The following is a 25,932-nucleotide window of genomic DNA, read 5'->3' as shown; positions in this document are numbered from 1 at the left end:
CGGCGGGGTCTTTACGTTGGTATGTCCCTCTCGCTGAGCATGTTCGCGGACAGCCCGTCACCAGTTACGTACCGAACTTCTGCCTACGCGCTTAGGTTTTCGGGATCGACAGGTTCGACAGTGATGGGACCTGGAAAGATTGGCAGCACGCACTCTCCTGTGATGGTCGCGTGGTCAGAGGTGAGGTCAGTACGCGCGGTGTCGCTCGGGTCAGGTGCGTTGACGTAGCGGTCGCACCATGTATCTGATCTCGATGCCGCATCGTTCTCCGATGCGTTCATGCTTACGCTGGACGCTGTTGTCGATCTCGGCGTCGCTGCGCACGGATAGGGCGATGGCAGGGTGTCCCTGGTGCTCGAGGCCGGCGGTCACGGCCGCCCAAAGCAGTTCCTTGCATTGGCCGGGCGGCCCCCAACAGATGTATCGGGTGGTCGTGCCGTCTGTCGCCAGGCAATGGGCGGGCTTGTCACCCTGGCTATTCGGCACGTACTCCCATCGCCGTCCGAAGGTCGGGCGGATGAAGTCGGCGGGTGGTGCGTAGTGCATCGTAGTGAAGGAGGCGAACCTGCCCATGTTCTCCAGCGCGCGGGCATACTCCTTGAGCGGAACTTCTTTGATCCAACCGAGTGGGTTGGGAATGAAACGGGCGAGCAGCCCCCCGATGCGCGGGTCATCGGCCCACTGGTTGTATTGGCCGCTCTTGAGCTGGGCTGGTAGGCGTTCCCAGTCGAGGGCCTCCGCTTCGGCATAGAGGATCTTGGCGACCTCGTCACGAACACTCGTGGGCACGCTCTGCGCGGTGGGCACGTCAGCTGCCTGTCTCGAGGGCGGCGGGGAACTGGAGGCGGTGTTCGTCGTAGGCGGTCTCGAGGCTGGCGGCGTCTTTGATCCACTCCTCCATGAGGGATTCGACGCGCTGGTCGGAGAAGGTGATCGTCGAGTCGTGGCCTAGAGGAAGCGTCTCGATATCGAGTGCCTCCATCTCACGGCGAAGTTTGAGGGTGGCGGCGATGCGACGCAGGTCACTGACGAAGTCGAGGACGGTGACCCGGTCCTTGCCGTCTCTTAGTCGAAGGCCGCGGCCAAGCTGTTGGACGAAGATCCGTCGGCTGTGGGTGACTCGGGCGAAGCACAGGATGTTCACGTCGGGGATGTCGACGCCCTCGTTGAGAATGTCAACGGCGGTAAGGATGCCTGTCTCGCCAGCGCGGAAGGCGAGCAGCCGTCGTTGGCGTTCGCGCATGGCGAGGCCGGCGTGAACGGCCTGGACCCTGCTCCAGGGCGGCGTGTGGTTGAGTACGTCGGCCATACGCTCGGCGTGCTCGATGGTGCGGCAGAAGACGATCGCACGGGGCCGTGAAGTGTGGTTCCATACGGCGGCGAGTTCGTCGCGGATGGCCTCGTCCCGTTCGGGCAGGAAAAGGCGGGCATTGAGTTCCTTGAGGCTGTAGCCGTGCTCGCTGACGGCGCGGACGACGTCCCAGTCGATGTTGTCGACGAATAGCCGGTAGTCGACCTGCGCGAGGTAACCGCGCCGCATCCCTTCTTCAATACCCAGGGTGAAGGTCGGTTCGCCGAAGTATGTGGTGAGGTCGTATCGGTCACCACGCCATGGTGTGGCGGTGACGCCGAACTGCCGTGCGGTCGAGAGTCGATCGAGCAGTTCGGCGAATTGGCCGTTCTCACCGATGTGGTGGGCCTCGTCGACCATGATCAGGTCGGGTTTATAGCCGACCCGGACGACGGCGAGTGCGGTGGCCACGGTGGCGAAGGTGACCCCGGTCAGGTCGTCGGGCCGGTCGTCGCCGGTCAGTAGCCGGGTGCGGATGTGCTTGGGCAGGAATTGCCAGAGGGCGCGTTCGAGTTGTGCGACGAGGTCGCGAGTGTGCGCGACGACCAGGACGTTCGCGCCTGGGGTGTGCCGTAGGTGATCCGCGATGACGCGGCCACCGACCACGGTCTTGCCGAGGCCTGTGGCGAGGATGAGCATCGCGCGATTACGCTGGGCGAGGTCGGCCTCAATGGCGTCCATTGCCTCGCGCTGGTAGGGGCGAAGTCGCATCGGTTCGAGTGAGGTGGGTGCACGCTCGTATGCCCGGCGAAGGATGTCGCCGGTCCAGAATTTGATGGGCCGGGTGATCGCCGCGAGTTCCTGGGCGCGCTGGGTCGCCTTCGGGCCGGGAACGCTGGTGGTGACGACGGCTGCCTCGTCGGCGCCGTAGAGTTCTCGGGCGCGTTGGACCTCATCGACGGCCTCCGGCCCGATCGGCCCGTTGAGCTTCCATTTGCACTGCAGTACCCAGCAAAGGCCGCCGTGCCAGCCGATAACGTCGGCGCCACCATCGCCGGCGCCATCAATGGTCGCCAGATCGGTGAAGCCAAGATGGGTCAGGAGCCGCTCGACTTGTCGGGGGAACTGCCGTGGTCCCAGGTCTCGCAAGAAGGTTGGGTCCATAAACGTCATCGCTGGCCCCTACGCCTCGTCGAGTTCGCGTTCGACCAGGTCGCAGCTCAGTCGCATGCGCCGCAGTTCGTCGGCCTCGAGCCTGGGCGTGTGGTCGGCCATCAGGGCGATCTCGCTGACCAGGCTGGTGACCCGGGAGAGGCCGAGCGCTCGGGCGGTCTCGTCGGTGAGGGTGCTGTAGCGGCGGCGGAACACGCGACCGTCGAGGAACGCATCTGGTCGGCGTTCGATGAGGCGGACTGCGGCCGACGCGGGGAGGTAGTGGATGAAGTCGCCGCTGTCGATGGACTCGTCCCATTCGTCACCGGCGCGCTCGAGCGCGAAGCGTCGCTCGGCCTCGGCCCTCTCGTGAGGCAGGAGGGACTCCCAATGTCCGGTCGGGGAGCCCTTGATCTCGCGGAGCATAAGGGTCCTAATCCGGTCGAGCAGGTCACGGGAGCGTTTGGCCAGTGAGTCGACGGTGATGCGGCGGTCGTTAGAGGCTCTTCCCTTGATCTTCTCCAGTGCCGTGATGAGGGGCTGCTTCGTGCCGGGGGCGCGGGCGACGAGGAACTCGGCGAGGACGACCTGGACGAGGTCGGTTAGGTCGATGCCATAGTCGGTCAGGATGGGGTGCTTGCGTGCGAGGAACACCTCCACCCTGGGTGCACGCGCGAGGTGGGCGAAGACCGGCACGGTTCGTCCGGCCGGGTCGACGAGTTCGGCGGTGTCGACCGCATAGACCGTGACGTCGGCCTTGCCAAGGTCGGCGGCGTCGAATCGGCCCCCAAACGCGGGGGCGAGGATAGCCGCTCCCCGGTACCGGCTGAGCCGTTCGTCCACCGTTTCCTGTCGGGCCTGCGGTGCGGGGGTGGGCATGCTGGACGGCGTCGCGTCGGGCGCAGCATCCTCGGCGGGGCCGCTGGCCGGGCGAGCCGGATCGGTGGGCACGGACGAAGGGGTCGGCGTGTTCGGGTTAAGGCCCATCTCGTCGAGGACGTCGTCCGCCCCGTCGGCGACGGGGGAGAGAATGCCCTTGTCATGCTGTTCGGCTGCCTGGTACCAGATGTCGTCTTCCTGGTAGTCGGCGTCGCCCTTACGGAAGCGGTCGACCCAGTCCATGACCTGTTCGCGCAGGGCGTTCTGGCCGTTGCCTGGGATGAGGTACTTCAGGCCGGGTTTGTCGGTACGGAAGCCGGCGTAGAGCAAGGCGAGAGGGCTGCGGTTCTCCTCCTGGAAGCCGCGCCGCTTGGCGATGTTGGGCCGCAGGGGCGACTCGCCCCGGATGGTCCTGACGACCTTCTTCCATTCCCGCGTCTCGTACTCGAAGGCCGTCTTCTGGTAGTTCACGGCGACGTGGTCACAGTGGATCTCGCCGACGATGCGGCCCTCGTTGCGCGGATTATCGATCGGGTATTCCTTCTCCGGGTCCTCGTTGCCGGTCTCGTCGACCCAGTCGAAGATGCGGTGGTCGCGCAGCAGGATCTTCCGGCCGTTGCGCAAGAAGTCGATCCCGTAGTCACTGGAGTGCAGGTAGCGCTGGATGCCGAGCCAACCGTGGATGCGCTGCTCGCGAACCTCCAGCCGTCCGCCGTCGGGACAGAATACGCAGCTCTCGTGGTCTACCGTCTGCCACCTGCCGCAGACGGCACATGCCTTCATCACCCCCAGGGTCTCGTCGATGTACTGGATGGCGCGGATCTCGGCACCGTTGCGCATGACGTACCGGTTAGGGCCCCAGGTACACGGGCGCCGCGGTACCACCTTGCGCATGTTGACAGTGATCTCGACGCCGTGTTCGCGTAGCAGGTAGCTGTAAACGTCGCCAAGTTTGGTTCGGATTGCCTGGTGGCCCTGCAGAAGGGTGAGCCGCTCCGGTCGCAACGCACTGATGATCACCTTGGTGCCGTGATCGGCTGGGTCCTCCTTGGGCTCGTAGGTGACAGGGACGTCGAACGTGCCACCGGCGTTGAGATTCGGCAGATCGAGGGTCACCACCGTCCAATGCGGGTCACCCTCGCGGGTGGTGCGTACCTGGGTTCGCTGGCCGAGGCGGGCGGTCGCGATGTTGAACCCCATACCGAACAGCCCGAGCGCGCCGTGGGCGCCGTTAGAGGACCAGCCGGCGCGGATTGCGTTATTCAGCGTGTCGAGGTCCATGCCGCTGCCGTTGTCGACCACCCACACCTCAGCACTTTTGAGGTCGCTGCCCTTGGAGGGTAGCGAGATCTGCACCGTCGGCTGCTTGCCGCCGTTGAGACCCGCGGAGAGGAAGTTGTCGCAGCAGTTGTCGATGAGCTCAGCGAGACACTGCCATGGACTGAACTCGATATCGCCCAGGATGGTCAGGATCCTCGGATCCGGTGTCACGTCGATGGTCTCGATCGTCACTCTCACTCCCCGCTTTCCACCACGTCCTGCGCGGACGTGATGCGCCGACGAGCCACCGGGCGGCACGAATGCCGGCGGCCCATGGCGGAGCGTAACGGAGGGCACGCTCGATTGGCATCCCCTAAGGGCGAGAAAAGCGTCTAGTGGCGAGTATTGTCGCGGCGTTCTAGCAGATTCCTATGACGTGTTGAATTGCGCCTGCGGCTGAAGATTGCAAGGAGCAATGGCGCTCGTCAAGCAATCGCCACAAATAGGTATAAAACGACCTTAAATAGTCTTGTCGCTGCTGCCATGCGGATTGAGCTGGGGAAACGGATCTCCACCGATATCCGGGTGCGAAAGTGTCGTACTCATGTGTTCTCATCATCGAAGCGCAAACCAGTGGGATGAGTCGGGGGGAAACGTGCGTGAAGAGTCATGCGCGCCGTCTACGGCTTCACCCGCGGCGGCACCACACCAGGAGACGCGAACCTCAACCTGTTCAGCGGCAAACGAGGACGCCGTATCTACGCCGACCCTCAACAATCCGAGGTGCTGATGTTCCGCCTCGACCCCACGCTGATGCACAGATGGCTGAGCGGCCGGGGCCACCGCCTACCCGCGACGGCCGACCCGCGTGGTACGCGAGCCGCCATTGCCAGCGCGGTCGACCTGCCGGACCGCTTCAATGAACCGGGCGACGCGACCATCGGCTCGGACCTACTCACACTCGTACACACCTACGCGCACCGTGTCATCCGACAGCTCTCCGTCTTCGCCGGCGTCGACCGTGAAAGCCTGGGCGAATACCTGCTTCCTACCCACGGCACGTTCTTCGTCTTCGCCGCCGCACGCGGAGACTTCGTACTCGGTGGCCTGCAAGCGGTGTTCGAGAACGACCTGCAAGACCTTCTGAACGCCGTCGTCGACGCCGAGCACCGCTGCCCGCTTGACCCTGCCTGCGAGCGCAACGGCGGCGCCTGCCATGCCTGCTCGCACCTAGGAGAGCCGGTGTGCGGGCACTTCAACCGGTACTTCAAAGAGACGTTCTCTTCGGTCCCGCGGGCTACCTCGGGCTCAGCCGCTAGAACGACCAGGTCGTGTCCGGGCCTCGGCCACCGCGGCCCGGACAATCTCGGCGCCGGCCGTTACGTCCTGGTGCTCCCAGATTCGCACGACCATCCACCCGGCCGCCCGCAGCAAGTTGTCAGTCTCACCGTCGCGCTGACGATTCGCGGCGATCTTCGCCGACCAGAACGCCGCGTTCTGACGCGCGGGGCGGTAATGCTCGGGGCAACCGTGCCAGTAACAGCCGTCGACGAACACGGCGACCCGGACCCTGGTAAACACGAGATCCGCTGTACGGCGCAGTGAGGGGACCGGACGGACACCAACTCGGTAGCGCATCCCCAGTGACCACACCGCGCGGCGAAGCCGGACCTCCGGCCGAGTATTACGGCCGCGATTGCCACGCATCACCCTCACGACAGCCTCAGACGAGGCAGCGGGCCTCGATATGGGGCCGGCGTCAGACGATGCCACGGTCGCCCGCGACCTCCGCGCCGTCATCTCGCGCCTCGTCGGGCCTGAGCTGGATGCGCACCGAATCACCGATCGCCCTCGCCAGATCCACGGGGACGGCGTTGCCCAACTGGCGCATCTGCGGCCCGCGAGTCCCGTCGAAGGTCCAATCGTCAGGAAAGGTCATCAAACGGGCGACTTCACGGACAGTTAAGTAACGATACCGCCCCAGTCGGTCATTGACCGTCAGCTCGCCACCCGCCACCCCATGGACCCCCGCCTTAATCGTCTTCGATGGCCAATCAAGGTCGCTTGGCTGATGCCCACGATAAGGTCGCGCGCCTGGCCAGCCGACATGATGCGCCGGACCGCTAGAGGGCTTGCGATTGAGTTTGGGCTCCACGAGGCCAATCGGAGTATCGACTCCGGGCTCCACGAGGTCGACCGGGTCGCAGAGCGCGTCGCGTACCGTTCGCCACGCCTTCCGTTCATCGGGCAGCGTCGGCGTCAGGTCCGCAGTGACCTCGATTCGAGGCTCGATCTGATGCCTCTTCCAATATCCACCCTCGATCAAGTCGTTCACCAGGCTCGCTTGACTGTGTGATGGCGAGGGCGGAACCCAACCATCGATACCAAGGTCGGCCCTGTAAGCGACTATGAAAAGCCGTTTCCTGATTTGGGGAACCCCAAAGTCGGCGGCGTTCAGCGTCGCCGCCCGCACCACGTATCGCTCATCGTCGGGCACACCATCGTCGTTTAGCCGCTTCCGAAGGCGCGCGTGATGGATGCGCCAATCCTCATCATTTCCTCGGATCTCGTGGGGGAGGCTGAGGCCATCGAGAATGTAGTCGTAATAGCCTTTGAACGATGGGCGAGTCAGTCCCACCACGTTCTCGGCGATAATGACCTTGGGTCGCGTCTCGTGGGCGACACGGAACATCTCCGGCCATAGATTCCGCTCACCGCCGATCTTCTCCTCGATGTCCTGCTTCTTGCCCGCGATGCTCCACGGTTGACACGGAACGCCGCCAGCAAGGAGAGTCACCTTGTTCAAGAACGGGGTGAAGTCGACATCTTGGACGGGGCCCTCGACGAGAGGCCATGAGGCGTCAGCCGTCGGTATCGCATCGGCGGCGGCCTTGAGGTCTGGGCAGTCCTTGGCGCCATTGTTCCTCAACGATTCGCAAGCCCGGGTGTAGAACTCGACGGCGAGGCGGTGACGGAAGCCGGCACCGTGCAGGCCTAAGGCCAGTCCCCCGGCTCCAGTGAACAACTCTAAGCTGGTCAGAGGGTCATCGCTTGCCGCAGGCCCAGCACCACTAGAACGTTTGTTCACTACCACCCTCGGTACCTTACAGCCGCCCTGGCCAACATGAAGCCCCGCATGGCCTATCCAGCGATGGCCGTTCCCATCCAACATGCCATCCCGCGTTGTTTCAAGTCTCCTGGAACCGTGGCTGGCAATGCTACGGCTCGCCCGGGCGTCGAATGCGTGGCGAGCCGTCGAAGCCGCTGTAACGAGGGTTGTAACCTGACGTTCGGCCCCGGACGGGTGACTCGGTCCCTCCTGCCTGCCGCACGGCCCTGGCGGCGGCCCGAGCCCAGATGGCGCTACGTAGACCACCTCGGGGAGCAATGCCGTCCGGAGACCGTCGGCGTTTCGTTGCGGCTCCTGCCTGCATCCGGTTTCCTAAATAGGTGGATGAGAGGCCCATGGCCGACACCGCCGCTGACGTACTCAGCCTTTGCAGGGCGGTGCGCGACGCGACGACCATGCTGCACCTGACGCCGGATCAGCAGCGCGAGCTCCTGGCGTGCGTGACGCGAGCCGAGCAGGTAGCAACGCCCCACCCGATAGACCGGGCCGCCCTGGGGACCGAGGTGCGCTCAATACGCTCCATCCTCGTCGAGATTGCGGACGGGCCGATTTCAGCCCTCATGGCCGACGCCGCTGCACGGATAGTCGGCGACGGCATCGGCCGCCTGTTCTCCTAATTCAGGCAGACGCCGCCTCACCGCCTGACGCGGCAACACTGCCGCCCCTTTGACCAGGTGCGACCGTTAACGGCCGAGGAAGTGCCGAGGCTCGGCGATACCGCGAGTCTCCATCACCGATACGGAACGTCCCCTACGGGCGGGGTTGTGGTTTGCAGTCCCCACGGGCGGCCTCAGTGGGCCAGCGGGGACGGCCTTTCATTCGGGTATGCATTCATCAGGCATTGTCTGCCTGGGCGGCGAGTCGGTGGTGGAGGCGCTTGATCAGGTCGGCGGCGCCGGTTTGATCGCCGGTGGCGTGCAGAAGGTCGGCGGCTTGCTGGTGCAGGGGTTTTCGATCTCGTCCGTGCCGAGCGCGTCGGTGACATCGGTGAGGTAGCGCGGACGATCTTCTGATGAGCTACGCATGACAATTCCCTATCTCCTGAGAAATTGTGGTTTGAGGATGGCGAAGAGTAGTCAGGTGGGTTAATGGGCGGAGGTACCTGTCTCCGTATGGTCAAGGTTCACCCGCTGAGGCTCGGGTGTTGATCCTCGATACGGCCGGTTGGCTATCGCCGTACGGCGATCCCCATTACTGGTGGTCCAGGCCACCTGTGCTGGGCACCGCTCACCGGTGGCCGACCGTCTCGTATGCCGGTAGCGAGGGGCTCGACCGGCGAAGCTCGGCCGGCCGAGTTCGGAGGCTGCGCCCGGGTGGGTAATAGGAGATACGACAGCGGCCGGACGCGCCCGAGCGGACCGAAAGCTGTTAGGCGACGTCGCGGCGCTTGGCTCGGATGCGTTCGGCGACAGCTCCGGCTGCTTCATGGTGCAGTTCCTTGGCGACGCTTTGGTAGGTGTCGCGGGTGAGGGTTGTGGTGGAGTGGCCGAGTTGTTCGGAGACGACTTTGATGTCGATGCCGGCTTCGAGGGCGATGGTGGCGGCGCAGTGGCGTAGGTCGTGAAGACGGATGGGCGGGAAGCCGCCGCGTTGGATGAGGCGGCGGAAGCGCTGTGATACCGAGGCGGGGTGCCAGGCTCTGCCGTCGGGGCGTACGAAGAACAGGCCGGTGTCGGGCCAGGAGGCTCCTGCGGCCAGCTGCCACTTCGCTCGCTGGGCTTTGTAGCTGGTGAACAGAGCGACGGTGTCGGGGTCGAGGATGACGTCGCGGTTGCCGGCTTCGCTCTTGGGCTTCTTGTGACGGATACTTCCGCCGCCGTACGCGGTGATCTGGTTGATGATGCCGATCTCGGCTTTGCGGAGGCGGACTTCGGCGTCGAGCAGGCCGCAGGTTTCGCCGCAGCGGGTGCCGCGGTAGGCCATGAGGTGCAGCATCGGGTGGATGTCGGGTGCGTGGTCGGCGGCGTAGTCGAGGAAGTCGGCGAGTAGTTCGTCGGTCCAGACCATGACGGGGCTGGGGACTTCTCCGGCGGCTCGCCATCGTTCGACGCGTTCGGGTTCCCAGACGATCGGCCGGGATCGTTTGTTGGGGGTCTTCACCAGGGCGGCGGGGTTGGCTATGCCGGCGATGATGCCTTCGCGGAAGGCGTCATTGAATGCCTTGCGCAGGGTGGCGCGGATGCGCGAGCGGGTTGCGTCCCTGGTGGGTCGTTTGCCGGCGACGCTCTTGCGTACGGCGGGGTCGGGGTCTTTTCGCTTGGCGAGGATCTCCTCGTTTCGTTCTTTGATTTTGCGGATGAGGGTGTGGATGTGGTGTGGCCGGAGTTGGTCGAGGGCGACGTCGCCGAGGTGTGGGATGAGGTGGGTGGTGATGTGGTTGGCGTAGCTGCGGCGGGTGTTGTCGTCTATCTCGATGTCGTTGACCCAGCCGGTCAGGTACTGGGCGAGGGTGGGAATGCCGCCGAGTGCGCTGTCGGTCTTCAGGCGGAACCTGATGGTGTCGAGGTCGGGCAGGTCGCTGGTGGCGCGGCGGGAGGCTTGGATGAGGTCGGCGACTTCGGTCAGCCGTTTCGGGTCTTTGCCGGCGAGGTCGAGCAGACGGCGGACCTGGTCGATTTCGTCCTGTGCGGCGTCGCGGTTCTCGAAGCCGGTGCTGGGCCGCAGTTGGCGTCGTTTCCCGTCGGCGGTCGCGGGGAGTTCGAGCTGGTACGCCCATTGACCGTGGGTGAGGCTCCAGGATCGGTTGGCGCGGCGTAGTTTCGGGCATTTGTTGCGTAGTGGTCGGCCGGTGTCAGGATCCTTGCAACGGCAGACTTTGAACGGGGTATCGGTGGCCACGAGGTGGACGCTCCCAGCGTATGAGGGTTGCTGTGCAACGGTTTTTCGGTGATCGCTCGACATTCACGCTCTGCTCCTAACATTGATCAAGTCGTCTTGGTGGGTGATTACGGCGCTTCGGGGCCGGCGGTGCCTGGCTCCCCTGGTTCCGGGCGGAGAGCGGCGATCAGGGCTGCGGTGGGGACGCGGTACTGGGCGCCGACGCGGATGAGGGGTAGCGGGAATGCTCCGCGGCGGGCCAGCCGGTAGGCGGTGTTGCGGGAGATGCCGAGGAACCTTCCGGCGGTGACCACGTCGGTGGTGGCGCCGAGTGCTTGCAGGTCCTCGATGTTCGACGGTGAATCGGTCGGCGTTTCAGGGCCGACGGGTGTGCGGGTACGGCGACGATCGGTCAGGATGACTCCCAGTCGTGATGGCGGATTGGCACGTATGTATTGACGTCCACGCTTTGGCGGTTGATGCGTTACCGTCCTGCTCATGCATGATCGGGCCGGCGGTCGCGATGCTGGTGACGTGGATTCCTGGCCGGACGCCCGTACCCTCCCAGTTCTTGGCCGTCCGGAGCGGCTGCCCGATGGAATCGGCGCCGGTAGGGGTTCTCGTGCGGTGATCAGGGTGCGGGTGCTCGGTAAGCCGGAGATTCTTGACGTTCCCGCGGACGTGCATGTCCGGAAGCGTTCCCTGGAGTTCTTGACGTATCTGATCGCGCGCGGCGGCAGCGCGCACCAGGACTTCATCCTCGAGGACCTGATGCCTGAGCCGTCCCGGGACAAGGCCGTGAAGCGGACGCACACCTACACGTACAACCTGCGGCAGGTCTTTACCCGGCTCGGCGGCGACGGCAGCTACCTGAAGGTGCAGCAGCACCAGTACGTGTTGGACCGGGCCGGGTTCGACGTCGACTTGTGGACGATGCTCGACGCTGTTGCGGACGCCGCGGCCGCACCCGAGCAGCAGTCGCAGGTCGCGGCGCTGCGCCGGGTGGTGGATGCCTATACCGGGCCGTTCGCCGACGGCGCCGGGTACTTGTGGCTGTCCGGATATCGGTACCTCATACGTCGGGAGTACGTCGACGCGGTGCTCGCCTCCGCCGACAACCTTGCCGGCCCCGCGCGGGCGGTGCTGGAGGAGGGTCGACGGCACCATCCGTACGACGAGCGGCTCACCACCGCGCTGAAGGGTTTCACGGCGACGCGGTGAGCAGCGGTTGCCCGCGGACGGGACGGGGCCGTCCTGCCTGTGGCGGCAGGACGGCCCCGTTCGGCGGTTAAGGTGTGGATGGGTTACTTAGCGGTGGAATCTGCCGAGGCGGCGATGCCGGCGGTGTTGTCCTCGCGGGCGAAGACGTTGAGCACCTGGACAGCCTGCTGCAGGCTGGCGTAGGCGACGGTCGGCTTCTCCACGATCAGAACGTCTAGCAGCTGTTCGACGAGGGAGAACACCGGTTCGGTGCGGATGGCCTCGGCGGGGCTGGCGAGCAGCCACGCCTTGGCGAACCGCGTCGATTCCCCCGGCCGCGAGATGGCCTCGCGACCGAGGAGCCGGTTCCTTTCGGCTTTGTCCTCGAATTCGACACCCCCACTGTCGACCACCTGCCGGTTGACGCTGTGGTCCACGTCGGCAAGCACAGTGAGCAGACTGACCGCGCGCCGCAGGGCAGAAAGAGCCTGCGGTGCCGGAATCTGATCGTCGCGCAGCGTTGCCGCCAGTTCGCGGACCACCGCGATCACCGGCATGGTGCGCGCGATGCGGCGGCGGGACCCGTGCAGCCACATCCGGGCGAACTGTTCGGCGTCGTGGTCCACGACCGGACGTTCCGGCGGGAAGATCTCCGGGAACTTTTCTGAGAGCGTTGTCATGATGTATCACCTCCTTCCTGTCGGGAATTCACGTCAGCGTCGTGATCACGTCGCTGACGTGGGCTTTCGGGCGGCCGGCCCGGGCCGCTGGCGCGGTACTGGCGGGTCGGTGGCGGCTCCCGCTCGGACCTGAGCGTCTTGAGCAGCGCGGAGGCTTTGGAGTTGGAGACGCTGTTGCCACCGGCTCGCAGGTGGCGAGCGAGCGCGCCACGGGTCAGGGGTTCACCGCTGTCGGCCAGGTGGTCTCTGACCGCCCGGGCGGCGGGCAGCACGGCCCGCAGGTCTTCAACCTCTGCGGACGGTCCGCGGGACCGGCGTCGGACCGGTGCGGACCGCTGATCCGGGTCTGCTGCGCTGCGGACCGCGGGTGCGTCGGCGCGCTCTGCGCGGACCGCAGGATCGTCGAGTGTCGAGGTGGACGGTCCACCGGTGTGGCTGAGCGCGACCTTGACCATGACCAGGAAACCCAGTGCTGGGATGGCGGCGGCCGTCCACCCGATCGGCGACCGTTCGGCTTCGACGACCTGCGCCGCCAGTGACAGCACGACCGTGCAGCCCAACACCACGGCGGGGAACCTGGGCGAGGTGTGCTCGCGTCGCCGGCGGCGTAGTTCCAGGCCGGAGGCGATCGACATCAATTCGAGGACGATGGCGTCGGCCCAGGCGAGCCAGCCCGGCTGCCCGTGGCTCGCGGCGACGTTGTGGACGTGGGTGAAGCTCGCGGCTCCGGCTGCTGTGCCGATCGCGAGCATGATCAGGACCTGGGCCAGCCCCTCGGCGCGGTTGCCGCGGGCGGTCCGGTCCGGCGAACGATTCGCTGCTACGGGACCACCTCCCGCGGACCGGTCCAGACCGTCACCATCGGAGGGCGTTCACGACGACGGTTCTCATCGGGGACATGTCGGGACGCGAAGGCGGGAGTGTGCAGCCGCTGGCGGGACTTCATTGGTGTGGGTCCTCCGGTCGATGTGGATGAAAGCCGAGCCCGGGCAAGCGAATTGCCGGCAACGATGCGGGTGGGGGCGCGACGATAGCTTCCGCGTCTGTCACCACCGCAGCCGTATGCGTTGTGACAGAAAGCGCCGTCTGTCAACCGGCACGGAAACGCCTCGGCGGTGGCTGTCACTCGGGGAAAGGCCGGCCCGGCGTTCTACCGCGCCACGGCTGTCGGATCTTGACCGCCCAGTTCGGCGAGGCGCAGGCGCCGTCCCGGCCTACGGTGCAGCCACCACACCGCTTCGGCGGGGTTGCCCGCGCCGTGGATCGCGGTGACCACGGGATAGCGCACACCGGCATCGGTCAGTTCCTCGTGGAGGTGGCGCTCCCGGACCGGGCCGGGCAGCCAGAACAGCACCGGCCACACCCGCCCGGTGACGCGGGCGAAGTCCTCGTATCCGTCGATCTTGTCGACCAGGCGGGAGATCGGCCGTTCGGTGCCGGTGTCGTACTCCAGCAGGAACGGGATCTGGGTGCCGTCCTCGACCCAGATTCCATGTCCGTCGGGCCGCGACTTCGGGGTGTAGATGCGTTCGGCGATGTCGGCGTCGTCGCCTGCGAAGGCGCCCATCTGCTGGCACTGCCGGGCCGACCACCACCGCGCCAGTTCGCAGCCGGGCCGGGTGCGGGCGTGGCCGGCCAGGGCGGTGAAGAAGCCGTTGACGCCGACCAGGTGCGCCAGGTTCGCGCGGTTGGTCAACTGCCAGCGTCGCCGCCGGGCCCGGTCGCGGTAGCCGCGCTCAAGGTGCTCGCCGCGCTGCGCCGCGATTACCTCCAAACCCAACTGGGCGAGGACGTAGTGGTACGGGAACGAGCCGCCACCGGCCCGGTTCGGCCGGAACCGTTCCAGCACCCGAAGACCAACCAGGGCACGCAGCCGCTCCTGCGCGTAGTCCAACGACGGGAACAACGCCTGCGCGATCTGCACAGAGGTCAGCACACCGTGCTCGGCGAGCCAGTCGAGCAGGACGCAATCCCGGTCGGTGATCTGGGACTGCACGCGCAGCACGGGATCGACGTACCGCAGCGACCTAACCATGGCATCGTCCCCGGGGGAGAGACCCAGACCGGAGGGTCTGTCGCAGGACGGCCGCGGTAGATGAAAGGCGCGCTGTGCTGCGCTGTAAGACCGGTTCACGGGTCCGTTCCCCAACGGAGGTCAACAGGGAGGACAAGCACCGGATCCGCCCGGACGGCAAGCCCGGATGGTCGTTCAGGGGTGAACGGGGTGAAATGCACAATTCGCATAAAGGTGTGGACACGAAGTCTCCAGAGGGTTGTTCGATGGCTGCCATGAGGGCCGGTCGCCGAGCGGAACGGCGCTCCCTAGCGCTCGCTCACGAGTGACGTGAGCGCGGATTGGCCGCGGCAATAGCACGGGCCGCGTCGCCTATAGCTGGGCCGTCCGGGACGCCTCCGATGCCGACCACTTGCTTGCCCGACACCCCCAAATCAACTTTTGTCAGCTCCTACGAACGACCCCCTTGCGAGAATCAACCGAACGGCTGATGACGAAACGCTATTCAGCACCCATTTCGGTCACTGTGCCATCAGTCGGCCGAAGCGGTTTGTCAGAGGTTCCAGTTCTGAAGGCTGTCACTCGCCTGGGCTTCTTCACGAAGCATGGAGGCGTGCTTAGTAGGCTGGGGGTGCGGGCGAGTTCTCCGAGGGAGTCGACACCCGGCGGGACGAGCCGATGCCCCGGCCGCCGGTGAGCTACCTCCCGTACGGAGATCGGAAGCCGTACGTCTTGGCCGACACGCTCACCGCGCCGAAACGGCCGACCCGCGGCGTGATCACGTTGCCGTGCCACCTCGACTGGTCCGGCCACGCCGAATATGACCTGGGACGGCCCGCACGCATGTCCAGCATGTACAAGGCGGTGCTGATCGAGGCTGGCAGCGTCGACGACTTGTGCACCTGGCTCAACGGTGAACTGCTTCTCCGGCTCTGACCCACGCTCTGGCTGCCCCCGCAGCTCCGTCAGCCCTGGGAAGAACGCTTCCCGGAATTCTCCGCTACCCAAACAAACGCCGCGGCTAGGAAGTTCATCTGCACCTTGGTCGGACTGCCATCAGCTCGAAAGGCGGGTCAAGACACGGTGTCACCGAGATAACCAGCGGGGCACTCACCCGTTCCAGCGCGCGCTCCGGGCAGCCCAAACGGCTCGACTCGCGACTTGAGACGCCAGCGCCGGGTCAGCGAAGGCGATGACGCCGTCGACGACCTGAGCGAAGGTCTCGGGGAGCTTGGCGGCGTCTGGTCCGAGGCGGCGTCGGTAGGCGGTATAGGCGCCGGCACGGACACGGCCGTAGTCGCCGATGACCTCAGTGAGCGGCCGAAGGGCGACATCACGGTGCTCGGACGTCGCGGCCAGGGCAGTGAGCAGGTCTGCCGCGGTGATGTCGTGGCTACGGGTGAGCGTCCAGATGTCGGCGTAGTCGCGGACCCGGGTGTTGCCGGCGCCGAGCTCGACAGCGGTGCAAAGCTTCTCCGCCAGGACGACCGGTAACGGGTAACCCAGGATGCTCAGGCGGGGATGCTCGTTGAGCAGAGTTGGGTAGTCGACGATGGTCGGTGGCGGGGCAACCGGGTCGCCGGTGCTGATGTCCAGGCGCAGCTTTACCACCGCGCCGGCGACGGTCGCATCCATGGCGATCCGAAACCCGCCGTAGAGGTCCCCGTCGCGGATGCTGTTCGCCGTAACGGTGTCGGGGCGGAACTCCACCCCGTCTTCGACCGGCCCGGGCAGTGCGGCGATCTCGACGACCCGCCGCAGGACCGATTCCTCGTCGAGGTTTAGGTTGCGGACGAGGAAGTCAGCGTCGACAGTGGCGCGGCGGGCGTCCCAGGCGGCTAACAGCATTCCGCCCTTGAGGACGAACCGGTCCGCGTACCCGCTGACCTCGAGGCGGGCGAGGAACCGCTCGAGAACGTAGATGACCATCAGCGTCTGGGTCTGACGACCTTGCCTGCGGGCCAAATTCTGCAGGTCCAGATACGCACGGCCACCCGCGTCGGCGCGGGTAGGTCGGGTCACGGCATCCCCTTCATGACGCGGCCAGGACGTCAACCACGGCCCGGACCGGCCCGAGCACATCCAATGCCTTCGCGTACGCGAAGAGGTCAGCGATCCGAGCGTCACGTCGGGCTAGGTAACGGCGCAGGGCGACGTGCGCGACCGACTCTCCGAGCTTGTTCCGCATGCGCATCAGGTCAACGGCGGTCCGGCCTGGCGAGTAAATCCTCGCCCGCTCTCCCGGCGCAACTTCGGCGGAATCCAACCCCAGCTCGAAGGTAGCCGGGTCCCAGACGAAGACCTCAACCGGAGGGTGGTCGAGCTTCGGCGGCCACGTACGGCGCGGTACGGCAATCTGTACCGCCATCGAAATCTCGTCGGTCAGGTCGTGCACTGCTGCCGCCGACAGCAGACATACCACCGCCCGCGGAGCCCGCAGCGAGACTGCCAGCAGATCCGGGTACGCCGGCGCCGGCGCATCCGCGCGACGAAACACCCCTCGCGACAGCTCGACGAGCTCGCCACCCTCTCGAGCCGCGTACAGATCGCGTGGGTGCACACCCGCGGCCCGCGCCTGCCCCGTCGTGAAGGTCGACGGGAGCCCTGAAAGCTCTCCCATGGATCGAATCCTAGACTTTACAACATTGAATGACAAGTTATCTATCCAGAGACTGTTCCGCTCGACCGTGTGCGTCCTGCCCTGTGGGGTGCGGAGCTGTCTCTGACGGATTGGCCTCACGCTCGTCCGCTGCAGCTATCGGCAGTGAATCTCTCGTCAGGGAGCATTCGTACCAGTAGTACGACGAACGCTCCAGTCCTCACCGAGGTCAGCACGTGGTGGCGGAAAGCCACGCGCCGGGCACCTCGTGCGCAAGGTGCCGGCGACGCTGCCACAGGAAGCGCACCCTCGGTACCGGTGCACGAACAGTGGGGTGATCCCTCGCGAACATCAAGTCGACCGCCGAAGCTGCAACTTGGCCGAACTGCCATCGGTTCGGAAGGCGGGTCAGGATCGAGCCGAAGGTCCAGATAGTAAGGGCTCGGCTGCTCCAGGCTGCGGTCGGTTCAGGAGTCCGGGCGCTGGATGAGTTGCAGGAATGCTTCGAGTTCACGGTCCGGCCGGACATGGCGGCGGTAGAGCGGGCTGCACGGTGTCTCCGCCAGTTTCCGGCCCAGCTCGGCCAGGCTTCTGCTGGGGTCGGAGTGCCGGTAGACGTCGGCGAGGTAGGCGAACTCGTTCATGATCCCGACGACGCTGCGGTTGGCGGTAGGGCCGAACCGGCAGTCACGCATCTGGCTCAACTCGCCGTCGATGACAGTCGCCGGCGCGTGGTGGGTGGCCAGGGCGGCGGCGATCTCCGGTCCGAGACGGGCCGGCGCGGAGGCACCAGGCGCCAGCGGCATCACCACTGGCAGCAGGGTCTGCTCATTGACCAGCAGGATCAGTTGCTGAGGCCGCCACGGCAGCAGGGTCGCGTACCAGTCGCCGAGCAGGGTGGTCGACGGTTCACCGCCATGCGGCGTCGCCGAGCCGAGCCGCTGCCGTAGCTTCTTGGTCGCGTGGACGATCAACACGAGACCAATCCTGCCCGACAATGCTGGGCCGGTCCCGTCAAAGCGTGACCAGCCTGAGCACCCATCAAGAGCGTCAGTTGCGGGCTGGTGCTCCGCAACATTTCTTGTACTTACGTCCCGAATCGCACCAGCACGCCTCGTTACGCTCGGGCGGCCAGAGCCGTACCCGGTCCGGCCGCGCCTTGGTGCACCATTCGCCATAGTCTCGGCGGGTCGACGGGGCGGCCGGATCGCGTTGCTGCGCCCTCGCGTACGCCTCGTAGTCCGCAAGGCGGCCGGAGACCAAGCGAACCCGAGTCGCGCCTGACTGTTCATACGAGCGGGCCTCCCGCTGGATCCGCCCGGCGTACGTCTCGTAATCGTCTCCATAGGCGGTCGTCGATTCCGGCCAGCGAGAGCGAACCGCGCGGAAGTCCTCTCGAACCCACCGCAGGACGATCCCGTCGAACGCCGCCTCGTCACGGGCTGCGTGGACATCACTGCCCGGCAGGAAAGGACCCGGCCTCCCGCGCATCATCGCTGCGAGTTCCGCAAACGACGAGTCGGCCTCCGCGCGCGCTTCGAGATCCTGCTCGTCGAGCTCTACGCCCAGCTTCTCCCGCAGGTAGGAGCGGCTGATGAGCAGCGCGTGCCGGCGCTCCTCCACCTCGGGGTCGTCGCCGGTTTCGACCGCCCGCTCCACTCCGGCCTGGCACCATTCGAGGGCCAGGTGGTCTTGCCCGGCGTCGGACAGCATCTCCGTCATGTCATCGAAAACTCGCACGGTTCCCAGGCCGCTGGGCTGGTCGTCCAGTTCCACCCGGAGGGCACGCTGGGCCTCGTCCGCTTCCTGATCACGATGCATCGCGTAGAGCTGCTCCGCGATGCCGACCTGAGCGTCCCTGCCGACCTCACCGCCGAACCCCGCGGCCCGGCGGAACAGTTCCAGCGCCCGCTCAAGGTCGCCGCTGCCGCGGGCAATCGACCACCCGGCATCCACCAACGCCCGCGGCTCATCGGGATCTCCCGCGTGATCGGTGGCCCACTGCTCATACTCAGCCGCGGACGGCTCACGCCGCAGATCGGCGAGGAAAACCTCGTACGCGGTACGGGCGACATGAGGTGCCGAAGAGCTACTCACGCCGGAAACCTACCGGGCGGCTCGGGCGCAGCCGGTTGGTGGGTGGGCTCGGCAACGGCATTTCCGACTGTGTTGGTCATGCCGCCGTGAATCCAAGTGTTCGGTATCCGGGCATGCGGCGTTGCAATGAGGAGGCAAGGACGGGGGTGGCAACGTCGTGATAGTCGTGGACCTCGGCGATGTCCTTGCCTGGTGCGGCTCGGAGGACGCGGCCGGCGCATTGGACGAGCAGGCCGTCGTAGGAGATCGGCCCGGCGAGGAAGAGGGTATCGAGGGCTGGGGCGTCGAATCCTTCGCCGATGAACGGCGTGGTGCCGATGACCAGCAGAGCGTCATCGGCTTTGGCTGTGTCCAGTCGTTCGACAATCGCCCGGCGATCGGTGGTGCTCATCGATCCTTGGAGCACGAGCGGCTGATGTCCCCGTGTGGCGAGCATTGCGGCGAGAGCCTCGACGTGGGCGACGCGTCGGGTGAGGACCAGACAGTTGCGGCCACGCGTCAGGGCCGCGGCAACGTCATCGGCGATCTGAGTGTTGCGTGGTTCGTCGAGTGCCAATCTCCGGTGCACCTCGGCCAGCGCGCCCGGCGCGTCCAGGTCGACGTCGCCGGCCTTGAACTCGGTGTCGTGCTGGAACAGCACGCGCCGCGGTCCGGTGTCGGCGTTCATGGCGGCGGCGAGAGTGCCCTGTTCCTCGTCGGTCATGGTGTGCCGCACGGGGCCGAGTTGCCAGGTGACGAGTTGACCGAGGCCGTCACGCCGGGTGGGCGTGGCGGTGAGGCCGAGCCAGAACTGCGCGGCGATCGCTTTGACGGAGTGCTCGTATGCGGCTGCGCCGAGGTGATGGCACTCGTCGACAACCACGTGCCCGTACTCGTGGGTGAGGGTGGCGATGTCGTCGCGTCTGGCCAGCGACGGCAGCAGCGCGATGTCCACGGTGCCGGTGAGCTTGCGCCGGCCGCCGCCGAGTTGGCCGGGTTTGATGCCGAGGAACTGCTCGACGCGCATGCGCCACCACTGGTCTGCGAGAGCTTTGCGGTCGACGAGGATCAGGGTCGAGGTACCACGCTCGGCGATCACGGCGCAGCCCATGACGGTCTTGCCGGATCCGGGCGGGGCGATGAGCAGCCCGTCGTCGTGGGCGAGGAGGGCGCCGACCGCGGTCCCTGCTTGGCGGTGAGTTCGCCGGTGAACGCGACGTCGATCTCCTGGCCGGGGTTACGCGCGTCGGTGACGGAGAGCCGCGAACCCGCCTGTTCGATGATGGAGTTGATGGTGTGTCGCAGCCCGCGGGGCAGGACCAGGTGGTCGTCGACGGTGAGGTCGTAACCGCGGATGAATCGCGGGGTGTCCCAGGTCGATTTTCCGCAGGCGTTGCAGTTCATAGAACTTCGGATTGGCCATGGCGGCCGCGTGCTTGAACGTCGCGAGCGCGGCCGGGGTGAGTTGGCCGGTGTCAAGGTTCAACCCGGCACCGAGTTCCGCGTGGACCACCGCAGGCAGCGCAGGATGGACCCGCGTTGCGGCGGACCTGCTGATCGTGGCGACGTCGGTTCCGGTGGTGGAGCGTTTCGCATTACGGACAAGGCGTTCCGCAGCGCCGGGGCTGAGCCGATCCAGCGTGGAAAGGAACGCCCACTGGTCCTCGTACGGTTCGAGCGTGCCGAGATCGAGGAACGTGGTGAGGCCTTGCTTACGACGGCGACCGTACAGCGGCGCGGCGATGAGGTTGCCGAACCCGCCGTCGGGCACGACGTCCTGATTGGGAAACAGCCGGTCATACGAACGCAGGTCCATCGACCCGCGCAGCACCATCGCCTCGTGCAACAACGCGGTACCGACGGCTCGCGCCGTCGCCGCAGGAAGCGTCTCAGTGAAGAAGATCCACACATGGGCCCCCCGGCCCGACTGGGATATCTCCAACGCGGCCGGCACAGCACTGGCCCTCGACGCCTTGACGTAGGCGAGCGCGTCGAGCATCGCCGTCGCACCGTCGAAGTCGGCGACGACGAACTGACATGTGTTCTTGGGTAACAGTGGGTAGAGGCCCATGAACACGTCACCGACGAGATGAGCCGCGATGACTTGCGGCGTACGGGGAAGATGGACGGCGCTGCGCCGATCCATGCCCTTGCGCCAGCCGCCGGCGACGGCTGGTGACCATCCGGATGCACCCGTACGAGTGTTTTCCCAGCGGACGGCGTACACGTCGGTACGAGCCCGGAACCGGTCGGCGAACAAGGCCAGCTTGTCCGCCACCGGCGAAGCCATGGTGACCATGCCCGGCGCGGCGACCGGGGCGGATAGCTGCTCCGGGGACGGCGCAGTGTCCTGACCACGCAGTTCCAACAGCCGCGACAGCCTGGCGTTCTCGGCCTGTAAGCGCTGTACCTCCCGGCGCAAGTCGGCGTGCTCAGCCGTCGCATCCACCGGATCATTCTGGCGTATCGGGCTTCGAACCTACGACGACAGGCCGCTATCCTCCGCCGATGGCACCGAAGCGGAACGCGTCGCTCGAGGCGATGATCGAATAAGCCACAGTCGACGCGTACAACGACGACGAACAGCTCACCGGCCTGTTCACCATGATCGAAGAGCACCTGGTCGTGCCGTTCGCCACCACCGTGCTCGGCGTCGAGGTCACTGTGAAGAAAGTCGACCTCACCGGCGACAGCATCGTCGCCATGTGTCCGGCACGACCTCGCTGCCGCAGGAAGCGATCGAGCCGCTGATCGGCGCCGCGAACGGCGGCCAGTTCACCCGGCCGGCGGACGCGGTCCTCGACGTCACCGTGATCCGGCTGTGTGGCATGGCGGTCGCTGGCTCACCCGCTGGGCATGTGCGGTGAGGATTTCCGCTGTGAGCCGGACGGGTGGTTCCGGGTGGTGATCCATCCAGAAGTCGAGGTCTGTGCCCCAGCCGACGCGGAGCCCGAACTCCTGCGCGGCAGCGTTTAACTTTCGGTAGTAGGCGTGACGGCCGAGCGTCGACTTATTCACTATCCGGCGCAGAGCCTCCGCGATGAAGGCGTTGCGGTCCGGCAGTGTGTCGAGGTACTCGACGAGATCGTCATCGAGATCGATCTCCATCTCCACCATCGCGCGGCCGTCCGCGCCTACGTAGCGCCGCAGTACCTTGACCGACGGGTCGGGCGGCAGAATCCGGACCGCGCTCGTGCTGGCCGCCGCCAAAACGTCCAGCAGTTTGCCGACGTCGGTGCCGCTGGCCTCAGCCTCGGTCAATGTTTCGCTGGCGGCGTCGGCCGCAGCAGCCAGGTGCCCCAAGATTTCCGATGACATGGCCCGGACCGTAGAAGTGGGGTCCGACAAGAACCCGCCGCGAATCCGGACGCCCGGCGATCAACACCGCGTACGCGCCGCATGAATCGTCTCTCCGGCTGGTGCTGCCTTGGCCGTTCGGCCCAGCCTGGCAGACTTCCTCAGCGCGGTGAGGCTGGCGGCTCACGCCTGGCGTACCGGGTGGAAAACTAGCCCTTCGGCTTCGCAACGAGCGGCAGACGGCACCGTGGCCGGATCGACGACGATGGGCCACCGCAGTCCTCGACGTTGTCGACGATGCTGCCGCCACCTTCGCCGCTATGGCGAGCCTTCCCACCCACTCATGCCAGATACGCAGAGTGATCACCCCAGCCGGACGTCGATAGGATCTACCACCAACGGTCGACTGGCACGCGCCGCGTTACAGGTGCACAACGATCGCTCGACGCTCGCGGCCCTCAAGTCGACCGCGGACGGCGTCTTCCCAGTTGCATTCCTGCGCGGCGCCCGTGGCCCACGGGACAACATCGGCCCCCCGCGTGAGTGTCACCGCGCGTCACCCGGGCGAACCGGCGACGGTGGCGCTGCGCAGTGAACTCGGCCGGGCCGATCGGAGCCCGATCAGTAGTAGTAGGCGTGGGCGGTCGCGGGCGCCGCGCCTGCCCGCCGGTAAGCCCGCATGATCGCGACGACCACCTGGTTGAACAGCCTGCGATTCACGCCCTCAGCGGTGCCCGACGGCTCGCCCGCCGCAGGATCAAACAGCAGATCCCCGATCGGCGAGCCGCTACCGTCCGCCGGCCGGAACCTGCGGGTGGAGACCTCGAACGTCACGAAGCCGCTCTCCTGATCGGCCTCCCACCGGTAGAGCACCGACTCGCCGGCCGGGTCACCCTGGGCCCAGATCCCGATCGAGGCAGTCATCGCGGGCACCGCCCAACGTCGCCGAGCACTGTCAATCCCTTCGCTGGTAGCCGACCCCATCCCGAGCCGCGGCTTCAGGATCCCACGTGTAGCCCGCCTCGTTCGTGGCGGTGTGCGCACGCCCGTAGCTGGGGTCGCCGGTGCTGGCCATGGACTGAGCCTCGAATCGCTCGTGCCGCAACAGGTCGATGTCCGCAGGGTGCGGGTTGCCGTCGGCGAGTCGCTGCCAGGCCTCGGCCATGCGTGGGTTGGCGTCGAAACGTCCGACGATGTTGTCGCCGTACAAATCGAGCTCGTGTTCGTCGCGGAACACGTGATTCTTGATCGTCGTGATGTCCTCGGGGCTGAAGCCGTACTCCCCGGCGGTGGCGGCGACGGCAGGGAGCTCATCGTCGCTCGCCCGGAACGCATCGTAGGCCTGGTTTGCCCAGTCCTCTTCGAAGTCGATGTCGCCGCGCGGTCGCCGGAGCTCCCCACCGGTCTGGCGTACGGGGAGCGGCGCGTCGGGAGCGGTCCCCGTCGGGTCGGAGCGGCTGAGCCTGCGGAGTGCGTTCTTGAGGCCGTCCAGCACGCCGGTCAGCTCGGTGAGCTTGCCGCTCAGCCGCCGCAGGCTGTCGAGCAGTGCCCGGATGAAGCCCTGAATACGGTTGACCCATTTGGCGACCAGGGCGGCCACCTGGCCGACGACGACCGGGGTGGCCAGGCCCAGCGTCAGGCCGGCCTCCGCGAGCCATTGGGGTAGGCGGGCGGCGAGGGTGCCCACGAACTGCGCGATCAGGTCACGGACGATGCCGCGGACCAGACCGACGATCAGACCGGCGCCTTCGACGGCGTACGAGATCCCCTCGGACGCCTTGGCGATGCCACCGAGGGCGTCGGCCTGCTGGGCCGCGTAGCCACGGTAGGCGTCACCGGAGGCGCCGGACCAGCCGCCGGTCTGAGCTCGGACCAGGTCGGCGTAGTGCTGCTGGCTGGTGGTCGTGGCCGCGGCGGCGTTGCGCCAGGTGGCCGCGTGTGCGGCGATCTCGTCGGGATTGCCGGCCAGCCAGTCCAGGGCTTCCTTCAAGGGCCGGACGTGCTCCATCAGCCAGGCGACGCCCCACGCCGCCAGCGAGCCGAGTGGATCGATGACCATGCCCAGCATGTCCAGGCTGCCGCCGACACCGCCCAGCGTGCCGTCGACCCAGCTGCCGTCTTGGATGCCGTTGCTGATCTGGGCGGCGTCCTCGACCAGGCCGAGCCCGGTATACCAGGTGGTCGAGCTGTGTACGTCGGCGACCAGCGGGTTGTCGGTCACAGCGGCAGATCGATGGTCGGGGTTTCCGCCGCCCTCAGGTTTCCGGCGCTGCGGTCGTCCGTGGCGGTCATGGTCGACGCGGTTGCGCGTAGCTTCAGTGCGGTCTCCCCGAGCGCCTCCACGGCATCGTTCATGACCCCCGTGGCGTCGCCGAACAGCGGGCTCAGGAGGGATGGCAAGAACTGGCAGAGCTGTCCGTACGCCTGGCTGTCCATGGCGACCTGACCCACCGCCGCGCGAGCCTGCGCCATCTCTTCGGACACTCCGCTGACCGCGCCGGCGTGCTGCAGCACGGCGTCAGCCGGAAACTCCACATCCGCGCTCACGGCTCTTCCCGCCCTTCGACCGCGGGGAACCGGGTGTCGAACGAATGGATCACGGCGCGTCCCGTCTCGGTGTCCGCGCCAACCGTGTCCTGCACCTCCTCAGCCACCCGGCCGGACAGGTCCGCCTGGGCATGCCGGATGACCGCCAGGATCTCCTCGGCCAGCCGAGGACCGGACAACTCGTGCACGTGATCGTCGAGCTCCAGGTGCTCCACCTGACCGGCCGACCCGACCGTCACCCCGATCGCGCCGTCACGGCCCTCCGCGCTACCGGTCAGCTCCGCTACCCGCCGCGACAGCTCAACGCTGCGGGCAGCTTGCGCGTTCACCTGCACTGCCCAGGCGTCCAGCCATTCCCCAGCGGCATCGATGTCGTTCACTGCTCTACTCCCATCGATATCTCCCGCAAGGCTACCGAGCCACCGCCATGTGCCCGGCCCTGCGAGGCGACGCCCACCGCCCCAGACGTCCTCCACCGGCGCCGACGTGGTGCCGCTGCAGCGGATTCGCTGGACGTCCGTTCGGCGGGACGAATCCGATACCCTCCGCCGATGGCATCGAAGCGGAACGCGGCGCTTGAGGCGATGATCGAAGAGGCCACAGTCGACGCGTACAACGACGACGAACAGCGCATCAGCCTGTTCACGGCGATTGAAGATCATTCGATTCTGCCGTTCACCACCACCGTGCTCGGCGTCGAGGTGGCCGTGACGAAGATCGACCTGACCGACGACGGCATCGTCGCGGTCTGCGCCCGAGGCCGCAACCGGCAGCGGATCGACCTACTTGATCTGCCGCTGCCCACCTCGCCACCGAAAGGCGCGGAGTGGATCGACGCCTACCGGTACTGGGCTGGGCGGTAGCCGCAGAAACCGGGGATTGATGTCAGCAGCGCCGGCTGTGCAGGCGCATGGCATCCACCCGAGCGGTGAACTCACGGGCGCCCAAGACTGGCGGCCCCGCCATGGCGGCATCGCCGGCACGCGCTGG

27 protein-coding genes and 2 pseudogenes are annotated in these 25,932 nt (G+C 66.5%); 7 read left to right on the top strand and 22 right to left on the bottom strand.

The window, feature by feature from the left end; all coding sequences use genetic code 11:
- Positions 1-210 precede the first annotated feature (210 nt).
- From AB0F10_RS07020 to AB0F10_RS07010, 3 genes are read right to left on the bottom strand one after another with little or no spacing between them, the layout of a single operon-like run.
- Positions 211-807 (bottom strand): hypothetical protein, encoded by a 597-nt coding sequence (locus tag AB0F10_RS07020; RefSeq protein ID WP_360620879.1) that lies wholly within the window; start codon positions 805-807, stop codon positions 211-213.
- 1 nt (position 808) lies between these two features.
- Positions 809-2,464, bottom strand: coding sequence for a DEAD/DEAH box helicase family protein (locus AB0F10_RS07015; RefSeq protein WP_360620878.1), 1,656 nt, complete (start codon positions 2,462-2,464; stop codon positions 809-811).
- A gap of 9 nt (positions 2,465-2,473) precedes the next feature.
- A complete protein-coding gene (locus AB0F10_RS07010; RefSeq protein WP_360620877.1) occupies positions 2,474-4,834 on the bottom strand; it encodes an ATP-binding protein in 2,361 nt (786 codons plus the stop codon).
- A gap of 417 nt (positions 4,835-5,251) precedes the next feature.
- Here AB0F10_RS07010 and AB0F10_RS07005 point away from each other — a divergent pair.
- Positions 5,252-5,794: pseudogene (locus AB0F10_RS07005) on the top strand (hypothetical protein); the annotation flags it as partial.
- Positions 5,795-5,890: 96 nt separating this feature from the next.
- Here the strand turns inward: AB0F10_RS07005 and AB0F10_RS07000 are convergent.
- The gene (locus tag AB0F10_RS07000; protein ID WP_360620886.1) at positions 5,891-6,289 is read right to left on the bottom strand and encodes a very short patch repair endonuclease; all 399 of its coding nucleotides are present in this window, start codon (positions 6,287-6,289) and stop codon (positions 5,891-5,893) included.
- A gap of 52 nt (positions 6,290-6,341) precedes the next feature.
- Positions 6,342-7,607, bottom strand: a complete 1,266-nt coding sequence (locus AB0F10_RS06995) for a DNA cytosine methyltransferase (RefSeq protein WP_360620876.1) — start codon at positions 7,605-7,607, stop codon at positions 6,342-6,344.
- Positions 7,608-8,047: 440 nt separating this feature from the next.
- Between AB0F10_RS06995 and AB0F10_RS06990 the strand changes: the two genes are divergently transcribed.
- The gene (locus AB0F10_RS06990; RefSeq protein WP_360620875.1) at positions 8,048-8,329 is read left to right on the top strand and encodes a hypothetical protein; all 282 of its coding nucleotides are present in this window, start codon (positions 8,048-8,050) and stop codon (positions 8,327-8,329) included.
- A 208-nt stretch (positions 8,330-8,537) separates the two neighbouring features.
- Positions 8,538-8,708, top strand: coding sequence for a hypothetical protein (locus AB0F10_RS06985; protein ID WP_360620874.1), 171 nt, complete (start codon positions 8,538-8,540; stop codon positions 8,706-8,708).
- A 372-nt stretch (positions 8,709-9,080) separates the two neighbouring features.
- Here the strand turns inward: AB0F10_RS06985 and AB0F10_RS06980 are convergent, their stop codons facing one another.
- A complete protein-coding gene (locus AB0F10_RS06980) occupies positions 9,081-10,550 on the bottom strand; it encodes a tyrosine-type recombinase/integrase (RefSeq protein WP_360620873.1) in 1,470 nt (489 codons plus the stop codon).
- A 107-nt stretch (positions 10,551-10,657) separates the two neighbouring features.
- Positions 10,658-11,029, bottom strand: coding sequence for a helix-turn-helix domain-containing protein (locus tag AB0F10_RS06975; RefSeq protein WP_360620872.1), 372 nt, complete (start codon positions 11,027-11,029; stop codon positions 10,658-10,660).
- A 127-nt stretch (positions 11,030-11,156) separates the two neighbouring features.
- Here AB0F10_RS06975 and AB0F10_RS06970 point away from each other — a divergent pair, with 127 nt between their 5' ends.
- A complete protein-coding gene (locus AB0F10_RS06970) occupies positions 11,157-11,750 on the top strand; it encodes a hypothetical protein (protein ID WP_360620871.1) in 594 nt (197 codons plus the stop codon).
- Between the two features lie 83 nt (positions 11,751-11,833).
- Here AB0F10_RS06970 and AB0F10_RS06965 read toward each other — a convergent pair whose 3' ends face one another.
- The 3 genes from AB0F10_RS06965 to AB0F10_RS06955 form a co-directional block, all read right to left on the bottom strand.
- Positions 11,834-12,355 carry a hypothetical protein gene (locus tag AB0F10_RS06965; RefSeq protein ID WP_360620870.1) on the bottom strand — a complete coding sequence of 174 codons (522 nt, stop codon included), beginning with the start codon at positions 12,353-12,355 and terminating at the stop codon, positions 11,834-11,836.
- 50 nt (positions 12,356-12,405) lie between these two features.
- A complete protein-coding gene (locus AB0F10_RS06960; RefSeq protein WP_360620885.1) occupies positions 12,406-13,179 on the bottom strand; it encodes a DUF2637 domain-containing protein in 774 nt (257 codons plus the stop codon).
- Between the two features lie 380 nt (positions 13,180-13,559).
- Complete coding sequence (locus tag AB0F10_RS06955) at positions 13,560-14,444, bottom strand: replication-relaxation family protein (protein ID WP_360620869.1); 885 nt, start codon at positions 14,442-14,444, stop codon at positions 13,560-13,562.
- Between the two features lie 711 nt (positions 14,445-15,155).
- Here AB0F10_RS06955 and AB0F10_RS06950 point away from each other — a divergent pair.
- A complete protein-coding gene (locus tag AB0F10_RS06950) occupies positions 15,156-15,359 on the top strand; it encodes a hypothetical protein (protein ID WP_360620868.1) in 204 nt (67 codons plus the stop codon).
- A gap of 174 nt (positions 15,360-15,533) precedes the next feature.
- Here AB0F10_RS06950 and AB0F10_RS06945 read toward each other — a convergent pair whose 3' ends face one another.
- The 7 genes and pseudogenes from AB0F10_RS06945 to AB0F10_RS06915 all read right to left on the bottom strand — a co-directional run bounded on the left by AB0F10_RS06945 (position 15,534) and on the right by AB0F10_RS06915 (position 21,547).
- Positions 15,534-16,478: a nucleotidyl transferase AbiEii/AbiGii toxin family protein gene (locus AB0F10_RS06945; protein ID WP_360620867.1), complete on the bottom strand. Its 945-nt coding sequence runs from the start codon at positions 16,476-16,478 to the stop codon at positions 15,534-15,536.
- Positions 16,456-17,043, bottom strand: coding sequence for a type IV toxin-antitoxin system AbiEi family antitoxin domain-containing protein (locus AB0F10_RS06940; protein WP_360620866.1), 588 nt, complete (start codon positions 17,041-17,043; stop codon positions 16,456-16,458). Before AB0F10_RS06940 ends, AB0F10_RS06945 begins: the two co-directional genes overlap by 23 nt.
- Before the next feature lie 446 nt (positions 17,044-17,489).
- Positions 17,490-17,999, bottom strand: coding sequence for a DUF6933 domain-containing protein (locus tag AB0F10_RS06935; RefSeq protein ID WP_360620865.1), 510 nt, complete (start codon positions 17,997-17,999; stop codon positions 17,490-17,492).
- A gap of 73 nt (positions 18,000-18,072) precedes the next feature.
- Positions 18,073-19,119 (bottom strand): SEC-C domain-containing protein, encoded by a 1,047-nt coding sequence (locus AB0F10_RS06930; RefSeq protein ID WP_360620864.1) that lies wholly within the window; start codon positions 19,117-19,119, stop codon positions 18,073-18,075.
- 76 nt (positions 19,120-19,195) lie between these two features.
- A complete protein-coding gene (locus tag AB0F10_RS06925; protein WP_360620884.1) occupies positions 19,196-19,786 on the bottom strand; it encodes a helicase-related protein in 591 nt (196 codons plus the stop codon).
- Between the two features lie 102 nt (positions 19,787-19,888).
- Positions 19,889-20,266: pseudogene (locus AB0F10_RS06920) on the bottom strand (DEAD/DEAH box helicase family protein); the annotation flags it as partial.
- Between the two features lie 69 nt (positions 20,267-20,335).
- Positions 20,336-21,547 (bottom strand): TOTE conflict system archaeo-eukaryotic primase domain-containing protein, encoded by a 1,212-nt coding sequence (locus AB0F10_RS06915; RefSeq protein ID WP_360620863.1) that lies wholly within the window; start codon positions 21,545-21,547, stop codon positions 20,336-20,338.
- 155 nt (positions 21,548-21,702) lie between these two features.
- Between AB0F10_RS06915 and AB0F10_RS06910 the strand changes: the two genes are divergently transcribed.
- Positions 21,703-21,849 carry a hypothetical protein gene (locus AB0F10_RS06910; protein ID WP_360620862.1) on the top strand — a complete coding sequence of 49 codons (147 nt, stop codon included), beginning with the start codon at positions 21,703-21,705 and terminating at the stop codon, positions 21,847-21,849.
- Between the two features lie 54 nt (positions 21,850-21,903).
- Here the strand turns inward: AB0F10_RS06910 and AB0F10_RS06905 are convergent, their stop codons facing one another.
- From AB0F10_RS06905 to AB0F10_RS06885, 5 genes are all read right to left on the bottom strand, one after another.
- A complete protein-coding gene (locus AB0F10_RS06905) occupies positions 21,904-22,416 on the bottom strand; it encodes a hypothetical protein (protein ID WP_360620861.1) in 513 nt (170 codons plus the stop codon).
- Between the two features lie 600 nt (positions 22,417-23,016).
- Entirely contained in the window at positions 23,017-23,319 is a 303-nt protein-coding gene (locus AB0F10_RS06900) for a hypothetical protein (RefSeq protein WP_360620860.1), read from the bottom strand.
- A gap of 31 nt (positions 23,320-23,350) precedes the next feature.
- The gene (locus AB0F10_RS06895) at positions 23,351-24,616 is read right to left on the bottom strand and encodes a WXG100 family type VII secretion target (protein ID WP_360620859.1); all 1,266 of its coding nucleotides are present in this window, start codon (positions 24,614-24,616) and stop codon (positions 23,351-23,353) included.
- Positions 24,613-24,942, bottom strand: coding sequence for a type VII secretion target (locus AB0F10_RS06890; RefSeq protein ID WP_360620858.1), 330 nt, complete (start codon positions 24,940-24,942; stop codon positions 24,613-24,615). The genes AB0F10_RS06895 and AB0F10_RS06890 overlap by 4 nt, the downstream gene beginning before the upstream one ends.
- Entirely contained in the window at positions 24,939-25,322 is a 384-nt protein-coding gene (locus tag AB0F10_RS06885; RefSeq protein WP_360620857.1) for a YbaB/EbfC family nucleoid-associated protein, read from the bottom strand. The genes AB0F10_RS06890 and AB0F10_RS06885 overlap by 4 nt, the downstream gene beginning before the upstream one ends.
- Positions 25,323-25,493: 171 nt before the next feature.
- On the opposite strand from AB0F10_RS06885, the gene AB0F10_RS06880 reads away from it, so the two are divergent.
- Positions 25,494-25,805, top strand: a complete 312-nt coding sequence (locus tag AB0F10_RS06880) for a hypothetical protein (protein WP_360620856.1) — start codon at positions 25,494-25,496, stop codon at positions 25,803-25,805.
- Positions 25,806-25,932: the final 127 nt, after the last annotated feature.

The sequence above is a fragment of the Actinoplanes sp. NPDC026623 genome, assembly GCF_040638275.1.
Classification (GTDB): Bacteria; Actinomycetota; Actinomycetes; order Mycobacteriales; family Micromonosporaceae; genus Actinoplanes.
This window is presented reverse-complemented; position numbering and strand designations above follow the sequence as displayed.